Origin of the sequence: Lysobacter firmicutimachus, from assembly GCF_037027445.1 — a bacterium.
Lineage (GTDB): Bacteria > Pseudomonadota > Gammaproteobacteria > Xanthomonadales > Xanthomonadaceae > Lysobacter > Lysobacter firmicutimachus.
Map to the genome: position 1 here is coordinate 3799930 of NZ_JBANDL010000002.1, position 17779 is coordinate 3817708.

A 17779-nucleotide genomic window follows, 5' to 3' on the forward strand; every position below is an offset into this window, starting at 1 on the left:
ATGAACGCCCTTCTTCCGATCCGCCGCTGCGCGCCGCTGTTGCTCGGCCTGAGCGCACTGGCCCTGGCCCCGGCCGTCGTCGCCCAGGAACGCACGCCGCCGGCCCACGAAATGCAACGCACCGAGCCGCCGGTCAACGACCAGCGCGGCGACGCGCGGCGGCCGCCGCCGGTCGACACCGCGGTGCCGCCGGCCTTCGCCGAGGTCGACAGCAACGGCGACGGCGCGATCAGCCGCGATGAAGCGGCGCTGGATGCCCGCTTGGCGGCGAACTTCTCCAGCCACGACCTCGATGGCGACGGCCGCCTGTCGATCGCCGAATTCCAGGCCGGCCACGGCCAACGCAGCGGCGACAAGTAAGCCGCGCCCGACGCGCCCCGCTCGCCGCCGCGCGGCGTTTGCCCTGTTGGGACGCATGCGGTCGAAGCTACTTCGGCCGCGGCCGCCGCCCGGCCTCCATCGCCAACCCGCGAACTCGTCCGCGAACAAGGAGCCTGCCATGATCCCCGTCCCCCGTCGTCCGACCCCATACCGCCTGGCCGTCGCACTCGGCGCCCTGCTGGGCGCCGCCGCGCTCAGCGCCTGCCAGCGTCCGGAACCGACACCGCCGGCCGAGCCGGCGGCGACCGCACCGGCGTCCACCGAGCCGGCCGCACCGCCGGCCGCCCCGAACGCAGCGACCGGCGACGCCACCGCGCCCGCGCAGTTGCCGCCGCCGGCCGAAACCCCGCCCAGCGACGCACCGCCCAGCGACACGCCGCCGGCCGTGCCGACCCCGACCGATCCGAGCACCCCGCCGCCTCCGGCGGAAGACAAATCCGCGCCGCCTCAGACCTGAGCGCGACGCGTCGGGGCAGGCCGCGATCGCCTCCCCGACGATGCCGCGACCGGCTCCGTGCCGGCCGCGGCACAGGCCCCGGCCGTGGGATTGGCCGCGGTTCGGCGCAGCTCGCCGCCGCTCGCCGCATTTGGCGCTTCCGGCCTGTCACCCCGCTCTGCTAAGTTGACGCCATGTCCGTAGGCGTCCTTCTCATCACTCACACCGGTATCGGCAGCGCGCTCGTCGCGGTGGCCAACCGTTTGCTCAATCCCCTGCCGCTGCGCACCGAGGCCTTCGAAGTGCCGTTCGACGCCGATCTGGACGCGCTGCTGCCGCAGGCCAGTGCGGCCCTGCGCCGGGTCGACGACGGCGATGGCGTGCTGGTGCTGACCGACTTGTACGGCGCTTCGCCGAGCAACCTGGCTGCGCGCGTGGCCCACCTCGGCACGCCGGTGCGGCGGGTCTCGGCCTTGAACCTGCCGATGTTGCTGCGGGTGATGAACTACGCCGAACTCGAACTCGACCAACTGCCGGTGATCGCCGCCGCCGGCGCCCGCAACGGCGTCATCCAGGACGATGCCTGACCGCATGACGCACCCCGCATTTCCGCTTACGACATCCCCCGTTTCGAACATCGCGTTGACCATTGCCTGAGGACCCCGACATGATCGAACGCGAACTCACCGTTTCCAATCGTCTCGGCCTGCACGCCCGCGCCACCGCCAAGCTGGTGCAGGTGCTGTCGGCCTTCCGCAGCAACGCCACGCTCACCGCCAAGGGCCGCGAGGTCAACGCCAAGAGCATCATGGGCGTGATGCTCTTGGCCGCCGGGCAAGGCACTCCGGTCAAATTGCGGGTCGAGGGCGAGGACGAAGCCCACGCGGCCGACGCCGTGATCGCCCTGTTCGACCGCCGTTTCGACGAAGACAGCTGAGGAGGCGCGGATGCGGCAGGAATTCCAGGGTCACGGCGCCTCCCGCGGCAGCGCGCTCGGCCGCGCCCGGGTCCGCCTGCCGCACGCGCTGGAAGTCGCCGAAGAACGCATCGCTCAACACCAGGTCGAGGCCGAGCTGGGCCGGCTGCACGCCGCGATCGACAGCGTGCGCCAGGAAATGCACGCCCTGCGCGAGCGCCTGCACGGCGCCCTGGCCCACGAGGTCGGCGAATTCCTCGATCTGCACACCCTGCTGCTCGACGACCCCGAGCTGCTGCAGGGCCTGGACGAACTGATCCGCACCGGCCATTACGCCGCCGACTACGCTCTGCGCCTGCAGCGCGACCGCATCGCCTCGGTGTTCGAGGCGATGGACGACGCCTATTTCCGCAGCCGCGTGGACGACATCGACCAGGTGATCGGGCGCATCCACGCCGCCCTGCACCGGCGCGACCACGACACCCAGGGCGTGGCCGGCGAGATCCTGGTCACCGACAACGTCGCCCCGGCCGAACTGGCGCAACTGCAGGCGCAGGGGGTGATGGCGATCGTGACCGCGGCCGGCAGCGCGCTCTCGCACAGCGCGATCCTGGCCCGCAGCCTGCATCTGCCGCTGGTGGTCGGCGCCGCCCAGGCCCTGCTGAAGATCAACGACGGCGATGCGCTGGTGGTCGACGGCAACACCGGCGCGGTGATCCTGGAGCCCGATGCCGCCGATCTGCGCGCGCACCGCGCGCGGGTGCGCGAGCTGGCGCGCGAGCGCAAGCAGTTGCACCGCCTGCGGCGCGAACCCACCCGCACCACCGACGGGGTCGACATCAAGCTCTACGCCAACGCCGAATCGCGCGACGACGTGGCCGAGGCGCACGCGCTGGGCGCGGCCGGGGTCGGCCTGTACCGCACCGAGTTCCTGTTCCTGCAGCGCAACGAGCTGCCCGACGAGGACGAGCAGTTCCGCGCCTACCGCGATGTGGTCCTGGGCATGACCGGCCGCAGCGTCACCATCCGCACCCTCGACCTGGGCGCGGACAAGGCCGACAAGACCGGCCTGGCCTTGCGCGACGAGCCCAACCCGGCCCTGGGCGTGCGCGGCGTGCGCCTGTCGATGGCGCGCGACGGCCTGCTCGAGACCCAGTTGCGCGCGATCCTGCGCGCCTCCGGCTACGGCCCGGTGCGGGTGCTGGTACCGATGATCAGCTGCGCCGAGGAAATCCGCACCGTGCGCCGGTTGATGCAGCAGGTCGCCGCCGACCTGCGCAAGCAAGGCCACGAGGTCGCCGACAAGATTCCGCTCGGCGCGATGATCGAAGTGCCGGCCGCGGCGATCGCCCTGCCCGGCTTCATCCATGCCGTCGACTTCCTGTCGATCGGCACCAACGACCTGGTCCAGTACCTGCTCGCCGTCGACCGCAACAACGAAGCGCTCGGCAACTTGTACACGCCGCTGCACCCGGCGGTGCTGCGGGTGATCCGCGACGTGATCCGGTTGGCCCGCGCGCGCGGCAAGCCGGTCGCGGTATGCGGCGAAATGGCCGGCGATGCCGCCTTCGCGCCGCTGCTGCTGGCATTGGGGCTGGAGGAATTCAGCCTGCACCCGGCGACCTTGCTGGAAGTGCGCCGCGCGATCCGCGGCCTGCATCTGGACAGCCTGCGCAAGCGCGCACCGGCGCTGATGCGCGCACGCGACCGCGCCGGCATCGAGGCCTGGCTGAACGCCTGAGCGCCGCGGCCGCTCCGGCCCGACGCGCCTTGCCGCGGCCGCGCGCTCGACGGCGGACGGCGGACGGCGGACGGCAGAGACTGGACCGCGGCCCGATCCGGGCTGGGCTTTATCGGCACGAGGGGCGATAATCCACGCATGAACGTCTGACTTTCGCCGGCTTCGTGGCCGCGTCCGTCACCTGCGAGGAAGTACCGCATGGCCGAAGCCGTCCGCCACGACAAGACCGCGCGTCAGCTGCGCCTGCTGTCCGATGCGCTCGACAGCGGCCGCCTCGGACCGGTGCGCCGCCTGGTCAACACCTTGTCGCCGGCCGAGATCGGCAACCTGCTCGAATCGCTGCCCCCCGGCAAGCGCGTGGTGGTGTGGGGCCTGGTCGACCCCGAGGACGACGGCGAGGTGCTGGTCCACGTCGGCGACGAAGTGCGCGAAAGCCTGCTCGCGGACATGGACACCGACGAGATCGTCGCCGCGGTCGAAGACCTCGACATCGACGACCTCGCCGACCTGGTCGAAGACCTGCCCGACACGGTCATCGACGAAGTCCTCAAGTCGATGGACCGTGAGAACCGCGAGCGCCTGGAGCAGGTGCTGTCCTACCCGGAGGACACCGCCGGCCGCCTGATGAACCCCGACGTGGTGACGGTGCGCGCCGACACCACCATCGAGGTGGTGCTGCGCTACCTGCGCCTGCGCGGCGAATTGCCCGAGCACACCGATCACCTGTACGTGGTCAGCCGCCGCCACCAGTACCTGGGCCGGATCGCCCTGGCCGCGCTGCTGACCCACGAGCCCGGCACGCCGATCAACAAGCTGGTCGACGACGAGCAGCCCGCGATCGACGTCGGCGAGACCGCCGGCGAAGTCGCGCGTCAGTTCTCCGACCACGACTGGATCAGCGCGCCGGTGGTCGACGACAACAACATCCTGCTCGGCCGCATCACCATCGACGACGTGGTCGACATCATCCGCGAAGAGGCCGAACACCAGGCCCTGAGCGCGGCAGGTCTGGACGAGGACGAGGATCTGTTCAGCCCGGTGCGGCGCGCGTTCCGGCGCCGCCTGATCTGGTTGTCGGTGAATCTGTGCACCGCCTTCCTCGCCGCCAGCGTGGTCGGCCAGTTCGAGGACTCCATCGCCCAGTTGGTGGCGCTGGCCGCGCTGATGCCGATCGTCGCCGGCATGGGCGGCAACGCCGGCACCCAGGTGCTGGCGCTGATGATCCGCGGCCTGGCCCTGGGACAGATCGGCGCGTCCAACGTCTGGACCCTGCTGCGCAAGGAGTTGTCGGTGGCCCTGATCAACGGCCTCTGCCTCGGCGTCGGCCTGGGCCTGATCGTGCTGCTGTGGTTCCGCCAGCCCGGCCTGTCGCTGGTGATCGGCACCGCGCTGACCATCAACCTGCTGACCGCCGCCGCCGGCGGCGTGCTGGTGCCGCTAACCCTCAAGCGCCTGGGCTTCGACCCGGCCCTGGCCGGCGGCGTGATCCTGACCACCCTGACCGACGTCATGGGCTTCCTCAGCTTCCTCGGCCTGGCGACGCTGATTCTGCTGCGCTGAGGCGACCGCGTTCGCCGCGACCGATTGCTGCGGCATCGCCGTTGGGCGACCCGTGCCGCGCCGATCTCGTCCTGCCGAAGCGCTCGCGCCGTCCTGCCTTCGTGCGATTCGAGGGCGACGCCCGCGCACACCGCTTCGCCGTCGCGGCTCGCGCCGCTCCTACAGGGCGGCACCGCTTCTTGTAGGAGCGGCGTGAGCTGCGACCGCCGAAGCGACACCCTTCCATGCCACCGTCAACGCTCCCGAAGCCATGGGAGTAGGAACGACGCAAGTCGCGACCGCGCCGCGTCGAACCGCCACGCACGCGGCATGAGCCGGCGCTGCGCCAGCCCGCCCCCTCCAAGCCGCGACCCACGTCCTTGAACGCGGCCGCGAAACGTGCCGATCATGCTTCCAGGCAAGTTCCGGAGCGCGCCGATAGCGCCGTGTCGGCTGCCTCCGTCCACGAGTGCCGCCATGCCCGATCTTCGCGAACACGGCTGTTTCCTGGAACGCGAACTGCCGCTCGCCGACGGCGCGCTGCATCGCTATCAGGTGTTCGTGCCCTCGCGCCGTGCCGGCGGCGAGCGGCCGCCGCTGATCCTGTTCCTGCACGGCTCCGGCGAACGCGGCGACGACAACCGGCGCCAGCTCGAGGTGGGCCTGGGCCCGGTGATCCGCGCCCGCATGGACGAGTTCCCGGCGATCGCGGTGTTTCCGCAAATGCACGCCGACCGCGACGACCCCGGCCACTACGCTTTCACCGCCCTGGCGATCCTCGAGCACGCTCAGGCCGAGTTCGCTCCCGATCCGCAACGCATCCTGCTGACCGGCCTGTCGATGGGCGGATTTCTCAGCTACGAGTTGGCGCTGATGCAGCCGGAGCGGTTCGCGGCGATCGCGCCGATCTGCGGCGGCTTCGACCCGCCGCATGGCTGGAACCCTCGCCGCATCGCCGCGCTCGGCGGCGTCACGACGCTGGACGATGCGGCGCGGCGGCTGGCGTCGACGCCGCTGTGGATCTTCCACGGCGCCCGCGACGACATCGTGCTGCCGGAACGCTCGCGCGAAATGATCGCGGCGCTGCGCCGCGCCGGCTCGAACGCCCGTTACACCGAGTTCGCCGACGTCGGCCACAACGCCTGGGATCGCGCCTATGCGATGGCCGAGCTGTGGGATTGGTTGTGGATGCGGCGGCGGGATTGGTGATTCGGGATTGGGGATTCGCAAAAGCGGATTCGGAATTGCGAACCCTATCCAGCGCAAGCTCACGCCACCGCGCCAGCGCTCAACCAATCCCGAATCCCGAATCCCCAATCCCGGCCACTCAGGCCTTCTTGACGAACTCGGTGCGCAGCACCAGGCCCTTGACCTTGTCGACGTTGCACTCGATCAGCTCTTCGTCGTCGGTCAGGCGGATGTTCTTGCACAAGGTGCCGCGCTTGAGCGTCACCGAAGTGCCCTTGACCTTGAGGTCCTTGATCACCAGTACCGAATCGCCGTCGGCGAGTGCCGTGCCGTTGCTGTCTTTCACGATCATTGCGCTCTCCTTCGAGCTAAAACGACGCGGCCGCGCAAAGCGCGGCCGCGACGGAAAAACGGTGCCGCGGCTCAGCCCTTGAGCAGGGCTTCGAGCACGGCCATGCGCACGGCGACGCCGTTGGCGACCTGGGTCAGGATCAGCGACTGCGGGCCGTCGGCGACTTCGTCGGTGATTTCCACGCCGCGGTTCATCGGCCCGGGATGCATCACCACCGCATCGGCAGCGGCGCGCTTGAGGCGGGTCGCGGTCAGGCCGTAGTCGCGATGGTAGTCGTCGAGCGAGGACACCAGCCCTTCTTCCATGCGTTCGCGCTGCAGGCGCAACATCATCGCCGCGTCCACGCCTTCCAGCGCCGCATCGAGGTCGTGGGTGACGATGCAGCCGTCCAGAGTGCCGTCGTCGGGCAGCAGCGAAGCCGGTCCGCAGACCCGGATCTCGCCGGCACCGAGCGCTCGCAGCGCCTGCAGGTCGGAGCGGGCCACACGCGAGTGCTTGACGTCGCCGACCATGGCCACGCGCAGTTGCGAGAAATCGCGGCCCTTGGCCTGGCGCAGGGTCAGCATGTCGAGCAGGCCCTGGGTCGGGTGCGCGCTGCGGCCGTCGCCGGCGTTGACCAGGCAGCTGCCGGGCCGCGCCTGCTGCGCCAGCGCGGCGACCGCGCCGTCTTCGCGATGACGGATCACGAAGCCGCGCACGCCCATCGCTTCGATGTTCTTGAACGTGTCGAGCGCGGTCTCGCCCTTGCTGGTCGAGGAGGTCGAGGCGTCGAAGTTGAGCACGTGCGCGCCGAGCTGCTGCGCGGCCAACTGGAAGCTCAGCCGGGTCCGGGTCGAGGGCTCGAAAAACAGGGTGCAGACCGCGATGCCGGCCAGGGCGCGGCTGTCGTAATGGCCTTCGGCGAAGGCCTGGGCGCGGATCAGCAGCGCCTCCAGCGATTCGCGCGTGGCGTCGGCCAGGCTCAGCAAGTGGCGCGAGCCGAGGGTAGCGTGGGCGGTCGTGTTCATGCGTTGGAAACGTGTTCGATGTCGGTGGCGTCGTCGGGAGCGGCCAGCCAGCGCTCGACGATGACCGCGGCGGCCACCGCGTCCAGCGCTTCGGCGTCGCGGCGGCGCTTGCGTCCCTCGGCGCGGTCGGCGGCGAAGCGATGCGCCGCTTCGATCGAACTGGAGCGTTCGTCGACCAGCACCACCGGCAGGCGGTAGCGGGCGCGGAGCTGACGGGCGAAGGCGTGAGCGCGGGCGCGGGCCGGCTGGTCGCCGCCCTCCAGGGTCATCGGGTCGCCGACGATCAGACCGTCGGGACGCCATTCCTTGTGCAGGCGGTCGATCGCGCTCCAGTCCGGGCCGGCGCCGTGGACGTCGATCACCGCCAGCGCGCGCGCGCCGTGGCCGAACGCGCTGGCCACCGCGACGCCGATGCGTCGCGCGCCTACATCGAAACCCAGGACGGTGCCGTCTCGTCGAATCGCCGCCGGACTCATGCGTGCCCGGCGTAGTCGGCCAGGTGGGCGAAATCGACGCCGATGCGGCCTGCCGCGGCGTGCCAGCGCGCGTCCAGCGGCAGTTGGAACAGCAGTTCGGCATCGGCCGGCGCGGTCAGCCAGTCGTTTTCGGTGATTTCGTGCTCGAGCTGGCCCGAACCCCAGCCGGCGCAACCCAGCGCGACGATCGCGTTGGACGGGCCTTCTCCCTTGGCCATCGCTTCGAGGATGTCGCGCGAAGTGGTCAGGAACAGGTCGTTGCCGATGACCAGGGTCGAATCCCAGCGCGTGCCGCCGTCGTGGAGGACGAAGCCGCGCTCGGGATGCACCGGGCCGCCGGCCAGGACGATCTGCGCGCGCAGTCGCTCGTCGCCGCCGTCCACGCCCATCTGCCCGAACACCTCGCCGAGGGTGTACTCGGAGGGGCGGTTGACGACGATGCCCATGGCGCCGTCGTTGTCGTGCTGGCAGATCAGCGCCACGCTGCGCGAGAAGTTGGTGTCGGCCAACGCGGGCAGCGCGATCAGGACCTGGTTCGCGAGGGGTGTGGGCATGGCGGACATGGGTCGCATTCTAGCCTGCCCGGCGTGAATTCGGCGCCGGTCCGCGCACGTTTCGTCGATCCGGGGCGTCCCCGCGGGCCGCGGACCGCCCTGCCCGGCCGTCGCCCCCCGACCCCGCCGTACGGCCCTGGATTCGATGTGCGCGGCGCACGACAATCCAGGGCCGCGCTCTCTCGAGGTCCCCATGTCGGGCTATTGCGACATCGCTCCGGGTCACCCGGTCCACGGCCATTACCACGATCACGAATACGGCTTCCCGCAGCGCGAGGAAACTGACCTGTTCGAGCGCCTGATCCTGGAAATCAACCAGGCCGGGCTGAGCTGGGAGACCATCCTGCGCAAGCGCGAAGGCTTCCGCCGCGCCTACCACGGTTTCGACGTCGATCGCGTCGCCGGCTACGGCGAGGCCGACCGTCTGCGCCTGCTCGAAGACGCCGGCATCATCCGCAACCGGCTCAAGGTCGACGCAGCGATCCACAATGCCGGGGTCGTGCAGGGCCTGCGCGACAGCCACGGCGGCTTCGCCGCGTGGCTGGACGCGCACCAGTTGCTCGACGGCAAGCCTCGCGACAAGGCCGGCTGGGTCAAGCTGTTCAAACGCACGTTTCGTTTCACTGGCGGCGAGATCACCGGTGAGTTCCTGATGAGCCTGAGTTATCTGCCGGGCGCGCACCGCGAAAGCTGCCCGGCCTACCGCCGGATCGAGGCCGTCGGCCCGTATTGGCGTCGCGCGCAGGCGCTGGCCGGCGGCCCCCGGGTGGCCTCGGCCAAGACCCCGCGCCGGGGGACGGCCAGGTGAGCGCCGGCCCGGTCGGGCGCGGTGCGGCCAGGGCGGCCGCATGGATCGCCGCAGGCGCCCTCGCCGGCCCCGCGCCTGCCGCCCCGCCGACCGACGCGCACACCCTGCTCGAACGCCTGGCCGACCGGATCGCCGCCCTGCCCGCCGACGAGCCGATGCCGGTCGACCGAACGCTGGAGCGTTACCTCGACCGCAGCGGGATCGCGCTGCGGGTCGAACAGGACGACGACGCCCGTACACTCCAGCGCAAGCGCCCGCCGGGCCTGTCCGATGCGGAATGGCGGGCCTTCGTCGAGGCCTGGAGCGCCGGCGCGATCGCGGTCGAATCGGAGAGCGGCGGCGCCGCCCTGACCTTCCTGGACTTGGACGAAGACGGCCGACGCGACCTGATCCTGGATCAGTACGTCGGCGGCACCGGCTTGTATTCGTACCTTTCGACCCTGCGCAACGACCCGGCAACGGGGTACACCGACGGCGGCGCGACGTTCTCGATCAACGGCCGCGGCGGCGACCAGGCGGTGTATTGGCTGCGCATCGACGGTCGCAGTTACGTCGCTTACCGCGACAGCGTGTACGGGCGCGATACGCTGACCTTGCAGCGGCCGATGACGCCGGCGCCGGCCGCGGCCGCGACGCGGCCGGCGCTGGTGGTGCGTTACCGCTATCGTCATCGGGTCCTGCCAGCGACCGCGGACGCGCGCCGCGACGATGCCGTGCAGACGGCGCTCGACGCCGATGCGGATTTCGCCGCCGCCGCCGATGGCGCCTTGGCCGAGGTACGACTGCATCGCGACGGCAGCCAGCGTCTGCCCGACCCCGAAGCGCGTTGCCCGGCGCCGCCGGGCACGCCGGCCGACGAGGACGTCTGGCCCTGGCACGGCGCCGGCCATTACAGCTTCGACTTCGCCGCGATCACGCGCGTGCGCACGCCCCGCGCCTGCTACGCGGCGATAGTCATCGCCTTTCGCAGCAGCTATCTGAAGTCCCACGCCGACTGTTGCATGCTGTGGGTGCAGACCGCGCCCGGCGACGCCATCGCCGAGCGTCCGCTGCACACGCAGCGCTGGCGCGAGGAGATCGCGGTCGAATGGGTCGATGCGGGCGGCGGGGAATAGGCGCCGACGGGCGATCTCCGCTTCGCCAGCCACCCGCCTCCGCTCCGATCGCTGCCGACAGGCCTCGCCCCCGCAGCTCGCCGCCCGTCGGCAAAGCAGCTCGAGGTTCTGTCCCACGGTGAAAAGGGGGCATGGCGATTTGCTGGTGTTCCGCCCATCATCCCCCGCCCCAGGCCGTTCGCCCCTGCTGCGCGGAGAAGTTCGGAACCCGAACTGATCTACCATGGCCGGGCACGTCATGGACGACATCGCGACCGCGCCTTCCGGGCCGGCGCACCGGTGCGTCGTCCGCGCCACCGCCAGGATCCAGGATGCTCCCGTCGCCCGCACTGCCCCGCTCCACCCGCTGGTTCATCGTCGCCGTCGCCGCGCTGCAAGGCCTGGCCCTGTACGCCACCGGCAAATACGCCGCGGCACTCGGCGGCAGCGGCTTGCCGATCGCCTTGTATGCGTTGCTGCTGGCGGTACCCGGCGCGATGCTGCTGAGCGTGCAGCGACTGCGCGACCCGCGCTTCTGGCAACACGCCGTCGGCCTGAGCCTGATCATCGCCGTACTCGGCGCCTGGGCCGCCTGGAGCGCCACCGGCGCGCCGCAGCTAGAAACCGACACCGTGCTGGCGCCGTTCGCGGTCAGCCTCGCCATCGCCTGGTTCGTCGCCCTGCCCTATCTGCAATGCCGGATCGAACACGGGCGCTGGTGCGCCCCGTATCCGGCATTGTTCGAGCACGGCTGGCAGAACGCCCTGACCCTGGCTCTGACCGGCGTTTTCGTCACCATCTGCTGGGGCGTACTCGGGCTGTGCGCGATGCTGTTCAAGCTGATCGGCATCAACGTGTTCGCCGAGTTGTTCTCGCAGCCGGGCTTCGCCTGGCCGGTCAGCGGCCTGATGGCCGGCCTCGGCCTGCTCGTCGGCCGCACCCAGCAAAAGCCGGTGCAGATCGCGCGCCAGGTGCTGTTCGCGATCTTCAAGGGCCTGCTGCCGCTGCTGGCCCTGGTCGCGGTGCTGTTCGTGCTGAGCCTGCCGTTCACCGGCCTGGAAGCGCTGTGGCGCACGCGCGCGGCGACGCTGATCCTGATGTGCGTGATCGCACTGCTGGTGCTGTTCGTCAATGCCGTGTTCCAGGACGGCAGCGGCGAGCCGCCCTATCCGCGCGCGCTGCGCCGGGTGGTCGACGCCGCGTTGCTGAGCCTGCCGATCTACGCCGGGTTGGGCCTGTATGCGCTCGGGCTGCGCATCGTCCAGTACGGCTGGACCGGCGACCGCTTCTGGGCCCTGCTGGCCTCGGTGCTGCTGGCCGCCTACGCCTGCGGCTACGCCTGGGCCGCGCTGCGCCCGCGACGCGGCTGGCTGCACGGCATCGCCCGGGTCAACGTGATCGTTTCGCTGATCGCGCTGGCGCTGGCGGTCGCGGCCAATTCGTTGCTGCTGGACCCGCACCGGCTCAGCGTCGGCGACCAGCTCGCGCGCCTGCGCGACGGCCGCGCCACGGTCGTCGATTTCGACCTCAAGCATCTGCGTTTCTACAGCGGCCGCCGCGGCTACCAGGCCTTGCTCGCGCTGCGTCGCGAGCCGAAGTTCGCCGCCCCGGCCGCGCGCGATGCGCTCGCCGAGGCGATCGCGACGGAGAGCCCCTGGTACAGCCCCGCGGACCGGCGCGAACAGGCGCCGCGCACCGCCGCCAACGCCTTGCGAAGGATCGCGCGCGCGCCCGGCATCGACCCGGTCGAACCGGTCTGGCTGCAAGCGGTGCTGGAGCGCAAGCTGTCCGCGCCCGACTGCCTGCGCGAGGACGCGCGCTGCGTGCTGATGGCGCCGGACCTGGACCGCGACGGCGTGCGCGAATACCTGCTGTGCGAAATCGAGGAATACGGCTCGACCTGCACCCTCTACGCCCTCGACGGCGGGCGCTGGGGCGTGGCCGCGCGCAGCTTCATCGGCACCCGCGAGCGCGGAACCGAGGCGCTGGAAGCGGCGATGCGGGCCGGCAAGGTCGAGGCGGTGCCGCCGCGCTGGCCGGAACTGCGCTTCGGCGACGGCAAGCCGTTCTCGCTGAACGAAGACACCTCGCCCCAACGCAGCGAACCGATCGATCAGGCCGCGCTGCAGCGTTTGCGGGAGGTCCCGCGCCGCTGAACCCGCGGCGCGGTCACAACCGCATCCGCACCTCGCGCGGCGCCGCCGGCGGCGCCGCGCCGTCGTTCCAGAACGCTTCGACCCAGGGCCGCACCAGGTCGAGCTCGGTCGAGGCGCCGCGCACGCCGGGAAAGCGGCGCAGATTGGCCGACTGCAAACCGAGCACGCGCGCGTCCTGGTCGTTGACCCGTTTCAGAAACGGCCACACCAGCCGCCGCACCAGCCAGGCCGGCGCCCAGCGGTTCTCCACGTGCAGGCTGGCGAACACCGCCGTGGACGCCGCGCTTTCCGGGCTGAAATGCAGGCTGATCCGCACCGTGCCGCCGTTGCGGTAGCGATACTCGATCTGCGCGCTGCCGGGCGCGTCGAAGCGTGCCCGTTCGCTGTCGCGCGGCGACTCGAACAGCCGGTACAGCAATCCCGACTGCTGCGGCTGGCCGTGATAGCCCACCTCGAACCCGTCCGCGTTCGGCATGAATCGCGCCAGCACCTCGCTGCGCGCACCGCCGCGACGGACCAGGCCGGGATGGATCCAGTGCGTGTGCAACGGGTCGAGGAAGTTCTCGATCGCATCGACCACGTGCGCCGGCCAGCGGGTCTGCCACAGGAAGCGCCGCGAATCCGGGCCGAACTCCCGCACCAGCGGCGCCAGCTCGCCCTCGTCGCGGCCGTCCAGGCGCAACCAGATCAGGCCGTCGTGCTCGCGCACGGCGATGCGGCGCACGCGCACCGACGGCAACGCGGCCTCGGGCGACAGGCCGGGGATCTCGCACAAGCGGCCGTCGCGGTCGAAGCGCCAGCCGTGATACGGGCAGGCCAGCCCGTCGCCGGTCGCGCACCCGGCCGACAGCGGCGCGTGCCGGTGCGGGCAGCGGTCTTCCAGGGCGAAGGCCCGGCCATCGCCGGTGCGCGCCAGCACCACCGGCCGGTCGAGCAAGCGCACCGCGACCGGCGTGCGCCGCAGCCGCTCGGCGCACAGCGCGGCGAACCAGCGCGAGGCATGGCTGGGGTGCCAGTCGATCATCGCGCGCCCTCGCCGCTCACAGCGCGAACCGACGCATGATCGGCACGCCGATGTGCTGCGTCGCCGCGGCCAGGAAGGCGATCGCGCGCCGGGTCGCGCGCGGCAGGTGCCGCGCATACACCGCGCTGTACTCGATCGCCGGCTCGCCGCCGCGCAAACGCTTGAAATGCGCCGCGCCGGCGCTGAAATTGATCGTCTCGCCGCTGCGCAGCGCGTGCTCGAAGGTGCAGGCGGTGGCCAGCCGATACAGCCCCTCGCGCCGCGGCCGGCCGGTGTCGTAGCCCACGATCGGCGTGGTCAGACAGCCGCCGAGACGGAACTGCCCGGCCACGCACAGCAGTTGCCCGTCCCGGTCGCGGAAGCCGTCGAAATGCAGCAGTCCCTGGCGGTGCCATTGGCGCATGAACTCGGCGCGATAGTGCGGGTTGCAGGCCGAATACTTGTCCAGGTACAGGCGCCGGTACAAGTGGGCGATGCGTTCGTAATCGGCCTCGCCGATCTCGCCGTTGCCGGCGCGTCCCGGATGCTTGGCCGCCAGGCGCAAGTCCATCGCCAGGTTGTGGCGCCGCCGCGCCAGGCTAGCCACGTCGCGGTACAGATACACCTGGCGGCTGCCGATCAGTTCGAAGCCCAGCGCTTGCAACTGCGCCAGCCAGTCGCCGTGCTCGCGCTCGTTGAGCGAGCGCAGCCACAGCGCATGCTGCGGCCAGCGCTGGCGCGCGGCGTCGAGCAGTTGTCGCAGCGGCGTCGCCGCCAGCGGCGGATACAGATTGGTCGACAGCAGCCAGTTGTTGATGGCGACGGCTCGGTCGATCCGCGCCCGCTGCAGACGCCGTGCGCCGAACCGACCCAGTGCGCGCAACGCCGGCGCGGCCCAGGACGGCGCGTAGCGCACCGCCTCTTCGGCAGCGTAGTCGGCATAGGCGGTGCGCGGCGAGCAGACCCAGGCATTGCCCGGCTCGTCTTCGTTGATCGTCGCCGGCAGGCTCAGCTCGCCCACATTCAACATCTCGACCCGAGTGGCGAGATTGGCGATATAACGCTGCGAGTCGCTGCCGACGTGCAACTGCGCGAACGCCGCCGACGCGCGATTGAACTCATCCACCGCGCTCGTCGTCGCCGCGCTCATAGCTCGGGCAGGTCCTCGCCGTCCCATTCGATGTCGCGCGTCGCCGCCTCGCGCAGGCTGCAGCCGCGGCGCAGGGCGATGCCGGCATAGGCCGCCACGTCGACCAGCGCGCCCAGGGGCGGCGCGGGGTCGCCGCGCACCGACAGCACGTCCTCGGCGCGCGCCCAGTCGCGCCGCCACTGCGCACCGCGGCCGTCGCGCAACGCCTGCGCCAGCCCGGGCCCGAGCATGATCGGCGCAATCATCCGCGCCCGGCCCGCGCCCGCATCCACGCAGGCCATGTCCGCACCCATCAGCGCCGCCGGCAGCGGCGCACCGGGCACGAACACATGCACGCCGCTGACCGCGCGCGGATTGCATTCCAGCACGGTCGGCACGCCGTCTTCGCCGACGATCCAGTCGAAGGAAATCTGCCCGCTGAAACCCAGCTTGGCGACAAAGCGCTCGACGAACGCGCGGATCGCCGCGGTCGGCTGCGGATCGAAATAGAAGCTGGAACTGCGCGCCAGCCGGTACGCCGGCCGATACACCGCGTGCGCCAGCAGCCGGCCACGGTCCGCAATGCCGTAGGAACACAGTTCGGTGCCGGCGTGGAAACGCTGCGCGACCCAGGTCTGGTCCAGCCCCAGCGGCGCGGCATCGGCCGGCAACCCGTCCGGGTGCAGACGCACGTGCACGCCGAAGCGCGAATACTCTGGCTTCAGCACCAGCGGCCGGTCGCCGGCCCATTCTCGCGCCTGCTCCAGGCTCGTCACCGCGACGCTGTCCGGCACGCGCGCGCCGCAGTCCCGCGCCAGTTCGAGAAACCGCCGTTTGCTGTGCAAGGCGCGCAGGGTTTCGAAGTCCTCGGCCAGCACCCGCACCGAGCGCGGCAACGCCTGGCGGTAACGCGAGACGGTGAACACCTCCTCGCAGGTCGGCACGATCAGGTCGATGCGCTCAGCCGCGGCGATGCGCGACAGCGCGGCGACGAAACCGGCCGCGTCCGCGCGCGGCGACGGCAACCGGTGCGCCCGGAACACCGCGTTCGACCAGGCCCCGAGCCGGCACGACACGCTGTCGGCGACATGCACCGTCCACGCCGCATGAGCGAAGCTGCGCGCCAGTTCCAGAGCCGCCGGGGCACGCGGCCCCAGGATCAATACATTCGCCATCGTCCATCCCGGCCGGCACGGCGCCGGTCGTTCGCTATCGCCCATCGCCGGCGTCCCGCGCGGCAGGTGCATTAGGCAACAGGCCGGCGCAAATGGGAACGCGGGTGCGGGCCGCGCGCCGGTGTCGGGACGGTCCGAGCCATCGCGGCAAAACCGGACCGGCGCCCCACCGCGGCCGCGACGGCCCGCCCGGCATGGCCGGGAAGGCCCGCTGCGCCTAGGGTCCGCCCCAGATACCCGGCGCCCGCTTCCGGGCGTAGCCTCTAAATTGACTGAAAACGTTTTCATGCACGGCATTGCCGGCGCAGGGCCGGCCCCATCCAGGGAGGAACCGCTCATGGCAGACGCAAGTTCGGGCGTATCGGGCTCTTCGGCGAGGGATTCGGCCAGTTCAGCGAATTCGGCGCAACACAGCCAGGCCGCCAACGAAGTCGCCGAATCGCAGCTGGCCGAGACCATCTCCGCGCTGGGCGCGGTGCCAACGCCCTCGCTAGTCGAAGCCGCCCCGGTCGACCTCAGCGTCGCGGTGAGCGCGCTGGCGCAGCTCAACACGATGGCGGTCGACGCGCCGGCCCTGGACTTCTCATCCTTGAACGCTTTGGGCGGCGTGGTCTCGACCCCGGCCAACTACGCCGAAGTCGCGCAAAGCCTGCCGGCCGCGCCCGCGGTCGGAGAATTCAACGCCTTCTCGCCCAGCTTCGCCATCACCGGTTTCGACCCGGCCGACATCGCCAACGCCGACATCAACGCCATCGGCCTGGAACTCGGCCTGAGCTACGACGGCAACCTCACCGGCGCCCTGTCCGCGACCTATGCCCCGGCCCCGGGCACGGTGACCGTGCAAGGCCACATCGGCGTCGCCGACGCCTTCGACTCGGCCCGCTTCGGCTTCACCGCCGGCCCCTTCGGCAACGGCGCCACGCCCAGCCTGGGCCTCAACGCCGCCGCCCACCTCGACCTAGGCACGGTCAACGCCTTCGACCTCGACGCCGCCGTCAACTTCGACCCCAACGGCCTGCGCGACGCCAACGTCAACGCGACGCTGACCCACGAAGTCGACGACGCCCTCGACGCCTACGCCCAAGGCAGCCTCAACTTCGACCGCGACGGCTTGCAGAGCCTCAGCGGCGGCACCGGCCTGCGCTTCGACCAGGGCGGCGTGTCCTGGAGCCTGGGCGGGTTTGGGCGGGTGGATACGCGGACGGGGGATGCTACGGGGGGAGTTCGGTTTGATGCGCGGATCAGGTTCTGATCGAAGCTGATGGTCATCCACTCAAGCGCGAGCTGGCGGACATGCCGCAAAAGCGTCGAGCGCGATTGACCGCGTCCGACCGGGCCATGCCCTACTGCGCTTCCGGATGCTCCGCCTTATATTCCGCCGCGATACGCTCAGGCCCCTTCGTCTTCCATTCCCACGCCTGCTCGATCGTTAGAAGACGAATGCCGCTCATGTAGAGATCGGTTTCTCGAGGGTAGCTTCCGTCGATCAGGGAGATTCCCCAGACAACGCCGGTCTCGTCGACTCCCAGGCATAAGCAGGGGTGGAAGGACACGTCTTCGTAAATATCCCCAGGCTTGACGGCCACCACTCACTCTCCAAATCAGTACTCACCAAGTTGACGATACGTCTTCGGCCTCGCACGAGTCGGAGCGTTCGAAAACCAGGGTATGCCGTCCACGCATAAAAGTAGCTCTGACCCGGTTTTGTAAACCGCCTTCATCAGCAAAGCATGAGGAATGGGCTCGACGGAGCGGAGCTTTTCGAGGGCTCTGATCCGGTTTTTTGCTCCATTCCGCCTTACATGCGACAGGCACTCATGCTAG

Annotated in this window: 18 protein-coding genes and 1 pseudogene; 11 read left to right on the forward strand and 8 right to left on the reverse strand. The window is 70.6% G+C overall.

The features are described 5' to 3' along the window. The 7 genes from V2J18_RS16470 to V2J18_RS16500 all read left to right on the forward strand — a co-directional run bounded on the left by V2J18_RS16470 (position 1) and on the right by V2J18_RS16500 (position 6222). Complete coding sequence (locus V2J18_RS16470) at positions 1-360, forward strand: EF-hand domain-containing protein (RefSeq protein ID WP_064749302.1); 360 nt, start codon at positions 1-3, stop codon at positions 358-360. Positions 361-499: 139 nt separating this feature from the next. Next, positions 500-838, forward strand: a complete 339-nt coding sequence (locus tag V2J18_RS16475; protein ID WP_336132357.1) for a hypothetical protein — start codon at positions 500-502, stop codon at positions 836-838. 173 nt (positions 839-1011) lie between these two features. Next, positions 1012-1404, forward strand: a complete 393-nt coding sequence (locus tag V2J18_RS16480; protein WP_336132358.1) for a PTS sugar transporter subunit IIA — start codon at positions 1012-1014, stop codon at positions 1402-1404. Positions 1405-1484: 80 nt separating this feature from the next. Further along, positions 1485-1754, forward strand: coding sequence for an HPr family phosphocarrier protein (locus V2J18_RS16485; protein WP_064749312.1), 270 nt, complete (start codon positions 1485-1487; stop codon positions 1752-1754). Between the two features lie 10 nt (positions 1755-1764). Further along, positions 1765-3474, forward strand: coding sequence for a phosphoenolpyruvate--protein phosphotransferase (gene ptsP / locus V2J18_RS16490; protein WP_064749313.1), 1710 nt, complete (start codon positions 1765-1767; stop codon positions 3472-3474). A gap of 198 nt (positions 3475-3672) precedes the next feature. Then, positions 3673-5034 carry a magnesium transporter gene (gene mgtE, locus V2J18_RS16495; RefSeq protein WP_064749314.1) on the forward strand — a complete coding sequence of 454 codons (1362 nt, stop codon included), beginning with the start codon at positions 3673-3675 and terminating at the stop codon, positions 5032-5034. A gap of 456 nt (positions 5035-5490) precedes the next feature. Then, positions 5491-6222: a carboxylesterase family protein gene (locus tag V2J18_RS16500; protein ID WP_336132359.1), complete on the forward strand. Its 732-nt coding sequence runs from the start codon at positions 5491-5493 to the stop codon at positions 6220-6222. A 118-nt stretch (positions 6223-6340) separates the two neighbouring features. On the opposite strand, the pseudogene V2J18_RS16505 reads toward V2J18_RS16500, so the two are convergent. From V2J18_RS16505 to V2J18_RS16520, 4 genes and pseudogenes are all read right to left on the reverse strand, one after another. Beyond that, positions 6341-6550 (reverse strand): annotated as a pseudogene (locus tag V2J18_RS16505) (alkylphosphonate utilization protein); the annotation flags it as partial. Positions 6551-6624: 74 nt separating this feature from the next. Then, positions 6625-7560 (reverse strand): aspartate carbamoyltransferase catalytic subunit, encoded by a 936-nt coding sequence (locus tag V2J18_RS16510; protein ID WP_336132360.1) that lies wholly within the window; start codon positions 7558-7560, stop codon positions 6625-6627. Then, entirely contained in the window at positions 7557-8036 is a 480-nt protein-coding gene (gene ruvX / locus V2J18_RS16515) for a Holliday junction resolvase RuvX (RefSeq protein ID WP_064749318.1), read from the reverse strand. Before ruvX ends, V2J18_RS16510 begins: the two co-directional genes overlap by 4 nt. Beyond that, on the reverse strand, positions 8033-8599 hold the full coding sequence (locus V2J18_RS16520) for a YqgE/AlgH family protein (RefSeq protein ID WP_064749319.1): 567 nt from the start codon (positions 8597-8599) through the stop codon (positions 8033-8035). Before V2J18_RS16520 ends, ruvX begins: the two co-directional genes overlap by 4 nt. Positions 8600-8783: 184 nt before the next feature. Here V2J18_RS16520 and V2J18_RS16525 point away from each other — a divergent pair, with 184 nt between their 5' ends. The 3 genes from V2J18_RS16525 to V2J18_RS16535 all read left to right on the forward strand — a co-directional run bounded on the left by V2J18_RS16525 (position 8784) and on the right by V2J18_RS16535 (position 12648). Beyond that, positions 8784-9398: a DNA-3-methyladenine glycosylase I gene (locus tag V2J18_RS16525; RefSeq protein ID WP_064749320.1), complete on the forward strand. Its 615-nt coding sequence runs from the start codon at positions 8784-8786 to the stop codon at positions 9396-9398. Then, on the forward strand, positions 9395-10513 hold the full coding sequence (locus V2J18_RS16530) for a hypothetical protein (RefSeq protein ID WP_336132361.1): 1119 nt from the start codon (positions 9395-9397) through the stop codon (positions 10511-10513). Before V2J18_RS16525 ends, V2J18_RS16530 begins: the two co-directional genes overlap by 4 nt. Positions 10514-10824: 311 nt before the next feature. Beyond that, the gene (locus V2J18_RS16535) at positions 10825-12648 is read left to right on the forward strand and encodes a DUF4153 domain-containing protein (RefSeq protein WP_336132362.1); all 1824 of its coding nucleotides are present in this window, start codon (positions 10825-10827) and stop codon (positions 12646-12648) included. A gap of 13 nt (positions 12649-12661) precedes the next feature. On the opposite strand, the gene V2J18_RS16540 is transcribed toward V2J18_RS16535, so the two are convergent. Genes V2J18_RS16540 through V2J18_RS16550 form a run of 3 tightly spaced genes read right to left on the reverse strand, consistent with a single transcriptional unit; the run spans position 12662 to position 15955 of the window. Next, positions 12662-13672 (reverse strand): Rieske 2Fe-2S domain-containing protein, encoded by a 1011-nt coding sequence (locus tag V2J18_RS16540; protein ID WP_336132363.1) that lies wholly within the window; start codon positions 13670-13672, stop codon positions 12662-12664. 16 nt (positions 13673-13688) lie between these two features. Then, the gene (locus V2J18_RS16545; protein WP_336132364.1) at positions 13689-14801 is read right to left on the reverse strand and encodes a GNAT family N-acetyltransferase; all 1113 of its coding nucleotides are present in this window, start codon (positions 14799-14801) and stop codon (positions 13689-13691) included. Further along, entirely contained in the window at positions 14798-15955 is a 1158-nt protein-coding gene (locus V2J18_RS16550) for an ATP-grasp domain-containing protein (RefSeq protein WP_336132365.1), read from the reverse strand. The genes V2J18_RS16545 and V2J18_RS16550 overlap by 4 nt, the downstream gene beginning before the upstream one ends. Before the next feature lie 337 nt (positions 15956-16292). On the opposite strand from V2J18_RS16550, the gene V2J18_RS16555 reads away from it, so the two are divergent. Continuing rightward, positions 16293-17207 carry a hypothetical protein gene (locus V2J18_RS16555; RefSeq protein ID WP_336132366.1) on the forward strand — a complete coding sequence of 305 codons (915 nt, stop codon included), beginning with the start codon at positions 16293-16295 and terminating at the stop codon, positions 17205-17207. 91 nt (positions 17208-17298) lie between these two features. Here the strand turns inward: V2J18_RS16555 and V2J18_RS16560 are convergent, their stop codons facing one another. Further along, entirely contained in the window at positions 17299-17544 is a 246-nt protein-coding gene (locus tag V2J18_RS16560; protein WP_336132367.1) for a hypothetical protein, read from the reverse strand. Positions 17545-17779 lie beyond the last annotated feature (235 nt).